The organism is Nocardiopsis lucentensis DSM 44048, from assembly GCF_000341125.1.
In the GTDB taxonomy this organism is placed as follows: Bacteria; Actinomycetota; Actinomycetes; order Streptosporangiales; family Streptosporangiaceae; genus Nocardiopsis; species Nocardiopsis lucentensis.
Window position 1 is genome coordinate 1 of record NZ_ANBC01000840.1, and the last position, 11,483, is coordinate 11,483.

The window sequence follows — 11,483 nt, forward strand, 5'->3', positions numbered from 1 at the left end:
CCTGCGGGCGGCTGCTTCTGGACATCCTGGCCGGCCACGCGGAGGAGGGCACCTTCCGTGAGCTGGAACTGGACTTCGTTCCCCGGGCCTCCACGCTCGGCCGGGCCCGGAGGACCGCGCGGGAGTGAAGGGACCCGTGGGTTCGAGTCCCGCCGGGCGCGCCACACAACCCCGGTTCGAACTGGGCCCGCGCGCCGAGCAGACGGTGGCCCCGTACGCACGGGACGAGGAGACCGCGGAGTCCATGCGGGACCGGTACCACCGCTTCGTCCCCGAGCTCCACACCGCTGTCGGAAGCGTCGAGCCGCGGTCCGCGCGCCTGAGCGGGGCCGAGGTCGAACGGCGCGTCGAGGCCGCACCCGACACGTTCCTCCCGAGCGTGCTCGGGCCGACGGGGCCGGGCTCCCCGGATCACGGATGACCCGACACACCACGGCCCCCACCGAATGCGGCGCGGGACACGGCGGCAGGCGCTTGGGCGAACACGCTGGCCGATCGCATACTGGTCACCACCCCGTCGGGTGATCGGACGGTTCTTCCAACCTCGGTCCCATCCCCGACGGATTCCTTGTCAACACACGCCTGCTGCGGCGTCCCAGCCCAGGAGGACGCGCGATACTGCTGGATGGACGCTGCGCGGCCCGGAGCGAAGGCCCGGAGTCCGGGCCGGTCGGCTCTGGATTCCTCTCCCTCCCGACCTGTTCAGCGAACCTTATCGCCGGATGTCCCGCTTGAGCCGGGAGCCGAGGGAATCGCGAACCGAGGGAGGTCCCATGACCGCTCGCCCGCGCGCCGTCGCCTTCGACGTGCTCGAAACCCTGGTGAATCTGGATCCGCTCCGCACGCGGCTGGAGGAGATCGGCCAGCCCGCGCATCTGTTGGAGTCGTGGTTCATGCGTTTCCAGCGCGACTCGATGGCTCTGACCCTCGCCGGGGACTTCGGGTCGTTCGAGTCGGTGGCACGGCAGGCGTTGCGCACCGACACCGGCCACACCGCCACCGAGGACGACATCGACCACGTGCTGGAGGGGTTCGGCCAACTGCCCGCGTACCCCGATGCCGAACCGGCGCTGCGCCGACTGTCCGAAGCCGGGCTGCGGGTCGGCTGCCTGACCGTCGGCAGCCCCGAGAACACGGCGCGCTGCCTGGAACGAGCGGGCCTGGCGCACCACGTGGACCGGGTGATCACCGCGGAGCAGGCCGGAACCTGGAAACCCGCACCGTCCATGTACCGCGTGGCAGCCGGCGAGCTGGGGACATCACCGGGCACCATGGCGCTGGTCGCGGTGCACGCCTGGGACTGCCATGGAGCCAAACGCGCCGGCTGTCTCGCCGGTTGGTGTGAGCGGTTGGAAGGCCGTTACGGCGACGTCTTCACGGCACCCGACGTGAGCGGCCCCGATCTCGTCCAGGTCGCCGAACGCTTGCTGCGGCTCCCTTCCGACTGAGTTCCACTCAAGGTGTTCCGTTCTCCGGTTGGACGATCTGCTCGACTCGCTCGTGCAGGTGTTCGATGTGGTGCTCCGACTCCGGCTTCATCAGGACGCTGCGGAGGATCCGGGCGCCGTCGGCGTCCGCGGTGATCTGGGGGTGGCGTGCGGTGAACGCCTCGCGGTCGACCCTGAGGGTACTCAGGAACACCGGGTCGGGACTGGTCATACCGTCGGCGAGGACGCGGGCGGACTCAGCGTCGACGCCGGCCAGGGTGACCGGGTCAACGGCGGGAAAGTAGGTGACGATGTCCAGGTCGGGCCGCTGGTAGAGATCCAGTAGGTCGGATGAGGCGATCAGGTCCGCCCATCTCAGCGCCGCCCGCCGACCGGCCGCCAGGACCTGGCCGAGCCCGTCGGAAGTGGGCGGAAGAATCTGGAAGGTGAGCCACAGGGCGGCGGCCGCGGCGCCGGCGCGTGAGCACTCCAGGCTGATCTCGCCGAGGTGGAGCTCGGTGGAGGTGAAGTAGGTGTAGGGCGAGTCGTGCAGGTAGAAGCGCCCCACCTCGGGGTCCCGGAAGAGGACGGCGCCGCAGCCGTAGGGCTGGAGTCCGTGCTTGTGCGGGTCGACGACGATCGAGTCGCACCGCGCGATGGCCCGCCACGGCTCGGGCGGCAGGCCCGCGGGGTCGTCGGCACCGGCCAGCAGGGTGAAGAAGCCGCCGTAGGCGGCGTCGACGTGGATGCGCACGCCGTAGCGCTCTTTCAGGGCCAGCGCCTCGTGGACGAGGTCGACGGCGCCCAGGCCCGTGGTGCCGGCGGTGAGCACGACGGTGCCCACCTCACCGGTCCGCAGCCGCTCCTCCAGCGCCTCGAGGTCGATCCGGCCATGGTCGTCAGTGCGTACGGGGTGGCCGTTCATACCCAGGACGCGGCACATGCGGCCGTGGGTGTAGTGGGCGTCCTCGCTGTAGGCGACACCCCGGCCGGGGTGGAGTTCCCGGGCGACGAAGAGGGCTTCGAGGTTGGCGACGGTGCCGCTGGTGGTGAGGTGGCCCAGGTGGGTGTCGTAGCCGAACATCGCGGCGAGCCGGGCCACGACCTCACGTTCCATGCGGGCGGTGGCGGGTCCGCCGTCCAGGGCGTGGTTGTTGGGGTTGATCAGCATGGCGGTGAGGTAGCCGACCACCGCCGCGGGGTGCGGGGGTTTGAGCATCTGCCCCGCGTAGTGCGGATGGAAGAAGGGGTAGTTGTCCTTCAGCCTCCCGGTGAACTCCTCGAAGGCGGCGGCGAAGCGGTCGTCGTCGACCAGAACGGACGGGTGTGTCTGGTAGGGGCCGAAGGTGTCGGCCCAGTCCTGTACCGCGCGGGTGGCTCGACCGAGCCAGTGCTGCGTGTCCACCGATCTCACCTCGTTCGTGACGGGCGCACAGTCGATATTTCACTGATCAATCAGTAACTGACCATACAGCAGATGAGGACTCAGTAGATGAGCCAGCAGTAAAATCTCAGGACAGACCCGCAGGACCCACACGGATCAGAGGAGTCAGGCAAGTGAATCCCGCCGCCCGGCAGGGCGATGACGCCGCCGCCCGCGCCGCCAACAGTCAGCTCGTGCGCGACTTCGGGCTGCTGATCAAGTCCGCCACCCGCTTGGAGCAGTCGATCGACACAGCGCTACGAAGGGAGTGCGGGATCAGCCACACGATGCTGGAGGTGCTGATCCGACTCCACCGGCAGCCCGGCGAGCGGGTTTCCCAGCGGCGGCTGGCCGACGATCTCACGCTGACCAGCGGCGGTACGACCCGCCTGATCGACCGCATGGAAGACGTCGGTCTCGTCCACCGCGTGCCCTCTTCGAAGGACCGCAGGGTGGTTCTGGTGGCACCGACCGACGAGGGCCGCGCGGTGTTCCTCCGTGCCGCGACCGTCCACGCCCGCATCCTGGAGGAGTACTTCGTCAGGCCGGTGGCCGGCGACTATCCACGGCTGACCAGTGCGCTGAGCGAGATACACAAGGCGCTGCGCGAAGACGCCGGGTGACACGGACATCGCCGAGAAGCGCTCAGAGGTCGTCGCGAGAGTCGCCGGTGTTCACCGCGACCATGATGGGCTGCAGGTCGGTCTCGGGCGGTGGAGCCGCCTCCCGGGGCATGTGAGGTGGGTTCCGAGCACGACCGTCAGTGAGACCGGCGCCCTGATCCCCGTGGTCGGGACTCCCGTTGCCCTCCGCCGGATGGCTCGCCCTATTGATTTGCCGCCGAACAAACGGATCCGATAGGAATCTTCCATGCTGAAGGGTGACAGAATCGGGCTCAGGGCCCGGCACGAGGACGACATTCCGGTCCTACAGACCGAGCTCTACAACGACGTGGTCACCCACTCTCGATCCCAGGGCCGGCCGTGGCGGCCGATCACGTCCGGCTCGAAGAACCCGCAGCTCGTGGTGGACGACACCGAGCAGGGGCACGTCCCCTTCTCCGTGGTGGAACTGGACGGCGGCGCGCTGGTCGGCACCGCGGTGCTGTGGGGCATCGACAACCACAGCCGGTCCGCGCACATCGGGCTGGGACTGCTCCCCTCCTCCCGCGGCAGGGGCTACGGCACCGACGTGGTCGCGGTGCTGTGCCATTACGGTTTCGTCGTGCGTGGCCTGCAGCGACTGCAGGTCGAGACGCTGTCGGACAACGCCGCGATGCTGCGTTCCGCCGAACGCAACGGCTTCGTCCGCGAAGGCGTGCTGCGCTCCTCCGCCTGGGTGCTGGGCGAGTTCCTGGACGAGGTGGTGCTCGGACTCCTCGCCCAGGAATGGAAGCCGGGCCCGGCGGTGTAGGCGGTGGGGGCCACCGGGGCGGACCCGATCCCCGCCCCCACGACATCACCCGGACTCAGCCCGCACGGATCTGCCAGGCAGCAGGTAGCGGACCCGCACCACGTCGGCGAAGGCGCGCTCCGCCTCGGCCAGCGCGGTCCCGATATCGCGCAGGCACCGCTCGGCCTGTTCCACCACGTCATCGGGGATCGTCATGGTGGTGTGGTCGAACCCGGTCGCCCCGGACGCGTGCGCCCAGTCGCCGTCGACCACATCTTCATCTGTCACAAGCACCTGGCCAAGCACACCGACGGCCTTTGAGATGAGATCTGATAGATCAGCAGGGACCATCCATGGTTCTTTTCCGCCATTTCCCTGCTGTTCTATAAATGATTTCGCCAGCCACTAGCAGGTCCAGCGGCGCTCTGCACTCTCATAGGTGGCGAGTTGGGCGTCGGTAGTGAAGGTCGTCTTATAAGTGTAGGTCCCCGTACCGTGGCAGGAGAACATCACATAGGTGGTGCCGCCAGTGAGTCGCTCATCGTCCACGACCTGCCATCCCCACCAGCGGTGCCGCTGCAATGAAACCGATCCATCTTTACAATTGCTCGACTTCATTCTGACGCTTCCCATGATCTCGCTAATTCCCTTGTAGGGAGACGTGATCTCGTAGCAACTCCTACTCCAATCGGAGGCGGAGGCAGGGGAAGCAGGAACGAGTAGCACCGCCGAGGAAACGAGGGCCATAATGATCGCGGATTTCCGCATGGGGTTGATGAATTTCATTCCCGAATTTCTCGTTTCCGATCTGGAGTTTCCTGTGAATCGAAGTTCACTATAGACACATTCTCGATCGTCAGCAAGTTCTCGAAAATGAATCAATATCGAACTATTTCACTATTTCTTCAACCGGATGAGCTTCCGTGCTACTCAGAGCTCATCTCAAAAGCCGTCGGTGTGCTTGGCCAGGTGCTTGTGACAGATGAAGATGCAGGCGATGCCGCGCATGGCCAGGAAGGTGGGGGCCTTGCGTTCCCAGCGCACGTCCAGCCTGCGGCAGGAGCCCAGCCAGGCGATGGAGCGCTCGACCTTGTACGGTGGCGGCCCAGCCGCCGGGAGGATTCGGCCCCGGGACGGGCCAAGCGCACCGCGATCCCACGTTGGCGCAGCCAGCGGCGGCGCTCTCGGGAGCGGTAGGCCTTGTCGCCGTGGAGCTTGGCAGGACGTCGCCGCCGGGGACCTCGCCGCGATCAGCGGGGTTCGGCCCCGTCTTCTCCCCCTCTCTTGGCACGAATCGACTGGGAGTCGACCGTGGAGCGGGGTCAATCCAGCAGGGCCCTTCTACCCAGCTCATCCGGGACTGTGCGGTGGATCGTGGGCCACAGGCCCGTCTCGGTCCAGGTCTGAAACCAGCGGTGAGCGGTGGCACGGGTAACACCGAACAAACCATCGACCTTCTCCCAGAAACATCCCGAGGCCTGGACGAACAGCGCCGCGGTCAACACGGCTCTCTGGTCCACACGGGGTCGGCCGGTCTTCGGCGCGGGAGGCAGGAGCGGCTGGACGACCTGCTGTGCCGGTTCCGCGAACACTCACCCGACGTGCGGCTGGGCATCCGCGCGAGGATCCGGCTACGCAAGCCCCAGCGGGTCACACTGCACTCATGGGCGTTCGCCCAGCTCGGCTCCTACATCGCCGACAAGGCCGAACGCGCCTGTGTGCCGGTGGTCCGCGTCGACCCCACCTACACCTCGCAGGGGTGTTCGGAGTGCGACCACGTGGACAGGAAGAACCGGCCCGACCAGGCCACCTTCGTATGCACGTCGTGCGGCTTCGCTGAGCACGCCGACGTCAACGCAGGCCGTGACATCGCCAAACGCGGTGTTGCGGTCTGGGCAGTGAGTCACGCCGCCGACGACGCGGCCTGAACCTTACCGGCCAGGTACAGACCTCAGAGCTGCAAGCTCGGTCCTTCAAATCCGAGAAGCTGACTTTGTAGGCCACCGGGTAGAGCGCCTCGATCGCCTCGGTGAAGGCCGGCGAGGTGTTCGGGTCCCCGTGGCCGTCGACCATGAGGTACCGCGGATCCGGCACCTCCGTGATCCGGAACCGGCCCCGCCTCGCCTGGTAGGCGTCGAGGGTCCGCTTGAGGTCGGTCTTGTTCGTCATCGGGTACCCGGGCTCGGGTGACGAGCCACGACCTTTCCGCCTCCACGAGGCTCAGCGGGTACGAGAACACCTCGCGCGCCGCGTGCGGGGTGTCGTCAGCCCAGTCTGGCGGTCCAGTCCCGGAGCCGACCGAGGAACGTCCGGCCGGTCGGCGGCGGGGTCTCCGCGAGCACCGCCGCGTGGAACGCGTGCGGCATGCCCTCGTAGACGTCGACCCGGACATCGGTGGCGGCTTCGGCCGCGGCCGCGGCGAACCGGCGGGCGTCGTCCAGGAACAGCTCGTCGCCGCCGGTCGGGAAGAGCAGGGGAGGCAGGCCGCGCGGGTCGCCGTGGAGCGGTGACTGGGGTGCCCGGTCAGGAGCGGCGCCGTCCAGGTACTGCGGCAGGATATGACCGGTGTTCGCCCCGCTGAGCAGGTCCTTGCCCTCGTTGGCGGTGATGGAGGGGCTGGATCCGGTGAGGTCGGTCATCGCCGAGACCGCGACCGCGCCGGCTGGGAGCGGCACCCCCTCGTCCTTGAGCACCAGCAGTGCCGACAGCAACAGGGTGGCGCCGGCCGACTCCCCGGCGAGGACGATCCGTGAAGCGGGGACGGCCTGGTCGAGCAGTGCGCAGTAGACCGCCACCACATCCTCGACCGGGGCCGGGAACGGGTGCGCGGGCGCCAGCCGGTAGTCGACGCGCAACGCGGGCCGCCCGGTGGCACGGGACAGGCGGTGCGCCATCACCCGCTCGGTGGCCGGGTTGGTGTACTCGAACCCCCCGCCGTGCACGTACACCAGCACGCCCGCGCCGATCCCCGCCCGGTCGGCGTCGATCCAGTCGCACCGGACACCGCCGGTGTCCGGGAGCAGGAGCTCGGTCCCGGTGTCATCGGGCAGCGCCACGGAGAACAGCGCCCCCGAGGTGAACAGTTCCCGGACCTCGGTGCGCTCCTGCTCCGAGGCGGGGATGCGGGTGGTGGTCGGAATGACAGAAATGACGTGATTCCCTTCTGGGAGGTATACGCGGACACAGAATAAAAATGGATATCAGAGCACGGCGGAGCAACGCCGGGAACGCCTTGTCCGATCCCTCGCGAAGGGGCGCGGGAATGCCGGAGACCGCGTCGGGAAGGAAGGCACCGCGGCGCGAACGCCGGTACGGAAAAGCCGCGTGGGATACGCGGTCACGCGCCGCGGGTGTCGGTCACCGAGGCGGACGCGGAGGAGGACAGCTCTAGAGGAGGCGCGTGAAGCTCGTCATGGCGGCATCAACTCCTCGAGGTCGGGTACCGCACAGCGGACTTCCGGTCCAGGAAGGTCCGATACGGCACGAAAGATGATTCAATCCCTTCTCCGCCTTTCTGTCAAGGCAAAGTCTCGGACGTGGCGGTGGCGCACCCCGGAAACGCGGTTTCGCCGGTACGCCACGATGGCGGGAATCGGTCGACTGACAACTTCTCGACCTGCGATATCGGTGATGGGGGTGCTCTTGGCACACCGCCGAATAAGCGACGGGCCGGGGCCGGTGCGCGGGCGGCGCATCGACCCCGGCGTATCCCTCGGGCGGAGACGGCCGAGGGATACGCGGCCCACGCGCCGCGGACGGCGAGCCATGGCCCTCAGGCGATCAGTCCGTGGAAGTGGGCGAGCATGCGTTCCGTGTCGGGTTCCAGGCCGGTGAAGAGACCGAACGCCTGGCTGGCCTGGAACACCGCCATCTCCCCTCCCCCGACCGTCGGGCAGCCCCGGTCCTCGGCCAGAGCCAGCAGCTCGGTGCGCAGGGGCCGGTAGACGATGTCGGCCACCCACAGGGATGGACGCAGCAGGTCGGCGGGGACCGGGGTGCCCGGGTGCCGCGCCATACCGATCGGTGTCGCGTTGACCATGCCGTCGGCCCGTGACAGCAGCGGTTCGAGCGCGTCCGTCCCGGCGGCGCGGCAGACCGCTCCCGGATGGTGTCCGCTGAGGCGCTCGACCAGCTCCCGGGCCCGTTCCACACGGGTGTCGACCACGGTCACCTCCCGCACGCCCGATCCGAGCAGTGCGTGGACCACGGCCGCGCCCGCTCCTCCGGCGCCCAGGACCACCACCCGGTCCCGGGGGACGTCGGGCAGACCGCGTTCCAGGCACCGGGCGAACGCGGACCAGTCGGTGTTGTGTCCGACCGTCCGACCGGACTCGAACACCACCGTGTTCACCGCTCCGAGGGCGGCGGCGTCCGGGGTCAGGCGGTCCAGCCCGGGCAGGACCAGCTGCTTGCAGGGGTGGGTGACGTTGAGACCGTCGAACCCCAGCTGGCGGGCGGCCCGGACCAGGTCGACGACCGAGTCCGGCGCCAGGCCCAGCTCCGCGAGGTCGACGGTGCGGTAGACGAGACGGTGGTGGAGTTCGGCGGCCTCACGCTCGTGCATGGACGGTGTCAGGGAGGGGCCGATCCCCGTCCCGATGAGCCCGACGAGGTAGGAGCGGTGGGCGGTGGACACCGCCGGTGCGCGGGTGGTCGCGGTCACCTGCCGGCCTCCGCCCTCTGCGCGGCCATGCGGAACGGGCTGTTGGCGGAACCGTAGCCGGAGTAGCCACCCGTGCGCTGGACGACCTCCAGGAAGAGCCGACCGTCGAGCACCGGGGTGTAGAAGTGGAGGAACTCTCCGTCTCCGGCACGGTCGTGGAGGACGCCGTACTCGCGCATGCGCTCGATGGCCGCCGGTTCCAGGTCCGTGCGGCAGGCCAGGTCGGCGTAGTAGTTGTCGGGGATGCGCAGCGGCTCGACCCCGTCGGCCCGCATGGCCCGGGCGACCGCGAACACGTCCTCGCAGCCGAAGGCGACGTGCTGTGGGCCTCCGCGCGCGTCCTCGTACGGCCCCCGCCCCAGCATGGAGGCGTTCAGGGCGATGCGCGGCCCCTCCCCTCCGCGGCTCATCGCCCTGCTGCGCACCATGCCGTCGGGGCTGGCCAGTTCGACCCCGTCGTCGGGTTCCAGGCCCAGCGCCGAGCGGTAGAACAGGGAGGCCTCGTCGAAGTGGTCGAAGGGCTGGAACAGCCCCACGTGGTCGATACCGGTGAGGTCGCCCTCCCCCTCCCCGCCGTCGCCCGGCGCCGGGACGGTGAAGTCGGCGAGCCAATCCTCCCCCGCCGCCGGAGTGTGCGGGCAGAAGAAGACCGAGGTGCCGTCGGGGGCGGCGACGGCGCTCAGTCGCGCCTCGGCCGGGTCGCGCCGCCGGGGCAGGGGCGGCGCCAGCAGCCGCNNNNCGTCGACGCCGAGGGCCGTCACCGAGGTGTCGCCGCTCCAGGTGTGTCCGAGCTGGGGGTCGGCCGCGTTGAGCAGGACGCGGGCCCGCCCGTTGCACCACAGTTGCACCGGCTTGGAACGGTGGTCCCGGGTGTGCCGGAAGCCCAGGGAGGCCAGCGCGCGGCGGACCCTCTCCGCGGCGTGGTCGGGTGCCGCGACCTCGACGAACGCGTATCCCCGCGCCCGGGGCGGCGCGGGCAACCGCGTGAGTTCGACCCGCGCGGCGCGCCCGCCCGACGGCGGCTCCTGGTCGCGGGCCCGGGCGGTCTCGTCCTCCAGGAGGGCCAGGGACCGCAGTGCGTCGGCGGCCGTGCGCCCGGGGTCGGAGGCCCGGAACACGTCGTTGAACACCTCCAGGGACAGTGGCCCCTCGTACCCGGCGGCGAGCACGTGTCCGGTGAACGCCGACAGGTCGAACGCGCCCTGCCCCGGGAAGCAGCGGTGGTGCCGGCTCCAGTGCAGGACGTCCATGGGCATGAGGGGGGCGTCCGCGAGTTGGAGGAAGAAGATCCTGTCCCCGGGGATGTCCCGGATCCCCGACGGGTCGTGGCCTCGGGACAGGATGTGGAAACTGTCCAGGCACACCCCGAGTCCGGGGTGGTCGGCCTCCCGGACGAGGCGCCAGGCGTGCCGGTAGTCGTCGACCCACCGCCCCCACGACAGCGCCTCGTAGGCGATGCGGACCCCGTAGGGGGCGGCGGTCTCGGCCAGCCGGTGGAGCTGCGCGGCCGCGAGGGCGTCGTCGCCCCTCGATTCCGGGGCGACGCTGGAACACACGAGCATCACGTCCGTCCCCAGCTCCACCATGAGGGCGAACTTGGCCTCGGCACGCCGGAGGTTGCGCTCCAGTCGGGCCTCGTCCACCCCCTCGAAGTCGCGGAAGGGCTGGTAGAGGTCGATGGTCAGGCCGAGTGCCCCGGCCAGGGCCCGGACCTCGCGGGGCGGGAGCGCTGAGCCGATGAGGTCGCTTTCGAAGACCTCCACGCCGTCGAACCCCGCCCGGGCCGCGGCCCTGAGCTTCTCCTCCAGGGTTCCGCTGAGTGACACGGTCGCTATGGAACGCCGCATGCGTCGCGCCCTCCTTCTCTTGTGTCCGGTGCCTACTCGGTCTCCTGGAAGGACTCGTAGAGCTCGCGCTGCTCGCCCTCCAGGTTCTCGGCGAAGTGATCCTGGACCCGGGTCCGGAACGCCTCGACGTCCACGTCGACGACGACCTCGATGGAACCGTCGGCGCGCCACTCCTCCAGGATCTGTTCCTCGGCCTCCTCGATGCAGGCGCGGTTGTCCTCGCGGACCGAACTGACGGCCTCCTGGAGCACCTCCCGCTGTTCGGGCGACAGCGCGTCCCAGGTCTGTCCGGAGACCACGATCATCTGCGAGCCGACCTGGTGGCCGCTGAGGCTGATGTGCGACTGGACCTCGGCGAAGTTGTCGCCGTCGATGGTCGGGATCGGGTTCTCCTGGCCGTCGACGGTCCCCTGCTGCAGGGCGAGGTAGACCTCCTCGAAGGCGACCGTGGTCGGCTCGGCGCCCAGCGCCTCGGCGTTGGCGAGGTAGATGGGCGAGTCGGGGAAGCGCATCCGCAGTCCCTCGAGGTCCTCGGGGGTGCGGATGGGCTGGTTGGCGGTGAAGTGGCGGTCGCCGAAGTACCAGGCGTCGAGGATCTTGGCGCCGGTGGCCTCCTCGAACCCCTCACGCAGCGCCCGGGAGTCCTCGGAGTCGAAGTAGGCGAACAGGTGGTCGGCGTCCCGGAAGGCGTAGGCGGCGTCCAGGACCCCGATCGGCTCCCCGGGGGGGGC

The 11,483-nt window shown here is 69.3% G+C and carries 11 protein-coding genes and 2 pseudogenes (1 of these 13 running past the window's edge); 5 read left to right on the forward strand and 8 right to left on the reverse strand.

Annotated elements, in window-relative coordinates; translation table 11 throughout:
* The first annotated feature begins 136 nt into the window (after positions 1–136).
* Together D471_RS0129055 and D471_RS0129060 are read left to right on the forward strand one after the other, a co-directional pair.
* Entirely contained in the window at positions 137–421 is a 285-nt protein-coding gene (locus tag D471_RS0129055; RefSeq protein ID WP_152486494.1) for a hypothetical protein, read from the forward strand.
* 352 nt (positions 422–773) lie between these two features.
* On the forward strand, positions 774–1,448 hold the full coding sequence (locus D471_RS0129060) for a haloacid dehalogenase type II (protein ID WP_017601869.1): 675 nt from the start codon (positions 774–776) through the stop codon (positions 1,446–1,448).
* Positions 1,449–1,455: 7 nt separating this feature from the next.
* Here the strand turns inward: D471_RS0129060 and D471_RS0129065 are convergent, their stop codons facing one another.
* Positions 1,456–2,832, reverse strand: coding sequence for a pyridoxal phosphate-dependent decarboxylase family protein (locus D471_RS0129065; RefSeq protein WP_017601870.1), 1,377 nt, complete (start codon positions 2,830–2,832; stop codon positions 1,456–1,458).
* A 152-nt stretch (positions 2,833–2,984) separates the two neighbouring features.
* Between D471_RS0129065 and D471_RS0129070 the strand changes: the two genes are divergently transcribed.
* Together D471_RS0129070 and D471_RS0129080 are read left to right on the forward strand one after the other, a co-directional pair.
* Positions 2,985–3,473 carry a MarR family winged helix-turn-helix transcriptional regulator gene (locus tag D471_RS0129070; RefSeq protein ID WP_017601871.1) on the forward strand — a complete coding sequence of 163 codons (489 nt, stop codon included), beginning with the start codon at positions 2,985–2,987 and terminating at the stop codon, positions 3,471–3,473.
* Positions 3,474–3,720: 247 nt separating this feature from the next.
* On the forward strand, positions 3,721–4,263 hold the full coding sequence (locus D471_RS0129080) for a GNAT family N-acetyltransferase (RefSeq protein WP_017601873.1): 543 nt from the start codon (positions 3,721–3,723) through the stop codon (positions 4,261–4,263).
* A gap of 45 nt (positions 4,264–4,308) precedes the next feature.
* Here the strand turns inward: D471_RS0129080 and D471_RS36795 are convergent, their stop codons facing one another.
* From D471_RS36795 to D471_RS42695, 3 genes and pseudogenes are all read right to left on the reverse strand, one after another.
* A complete protein-coding gene (locus D471_RS36795) occupies positions 4,309–4,530 on the reverse strand; it encodes a Rid family hydrolase (protein WP_241479739.1) in 222 nt (73 codons plus the stop codon).
* 117 nt (positions 4,531–4,647) lie between these two features.
* Positions 4,648–5,028, reverse strand: coding sequence for a hypothetical protein (locus D471_RS0129090; RefSeq protein ID WP_026128191.1), 381 nt, complete (start codon positions 5,026–5,028; stop codon positions 4,648–4,650).
* 156 nt (positions 5,029–5,184) lie between these two features.
* Positions 5,185–5,834 (reverse strand): annotated as a pseudogene (locus tag D471_RS42695) (transposase).
* Between the two features lie 18 nt (positions 5,835–5,852).
* Between D471_RS42695 and D471_RS0129105 the strand changes: the two are divergent.
* Positions 5,853–6,170, forward strand: a pseudogene (locus tag D471_RS0129105) (zinc ribbon domain-containing protein); the annotation flags it as partial.
* Between the two features lie 336 nt (positions 6,171–6,506).
* Here the strand turns inward: D471_RS0129105 and D471_RS0129110 are convergent.
* The 4 genes from D471_RS0129110 to dctP form a co-directional block, all read right to left on the reverse strand.
* Positions 6,507–7,298, reverse strand: coding sequence for an alpha/beta hydrolase fold domain-containing protein (locus D471_RS0129110; RefSeq protein WP_017601879.1), 792 nt, complete (start codon positions 7,296–7,298; stop codon positions 6,507–6,509).
* 716 nt (positions 7,299–8,014) lie between these two features.
* On the reverse strand, positions 8,015–8,905 hold the full coding sequence (locus D471_RS0129115) for a shikimate dehydrogenase (protein ID WP_017601880.1): 891 nt from the start codon (positions 8,903–8,905) through the stop codon (positions 8,015–8,017).
* Complete coding sequence (locus tag D471_RS0129120) at positions 8,902–10,752, reverse strand: sugar phosphate isomerase/epimerase and 4-hydroxyphenylpyruvate domain-containing protein (protein WP_026128194.1); 1,851 nt, start codon at positions 10,750–10,752, stop codon at positions 8,902–8,904. The genes D471_RS0129115 and D471_RS0129120 overlap by 4 nt, the downstream gene beginning before the upstream one ends.
* A gap of 32 nt (positions 10,753–10,784) precedes the next feature.
* On the reverse strand, positions 10,785–11,483 hold the 3' portion of the coding sequence (gene dctP / locus D471_RS36805; protein WP_338045369.1) for a TRAP transporter substrate-binding protein DctP. Its footprint extends 276 nt past the window's final position; only the last 699 of its 975 coding nucleotides appear in the window; its start codon lies off the right edge, out of view; it ends in the stop codon at positions 10,785–10,787.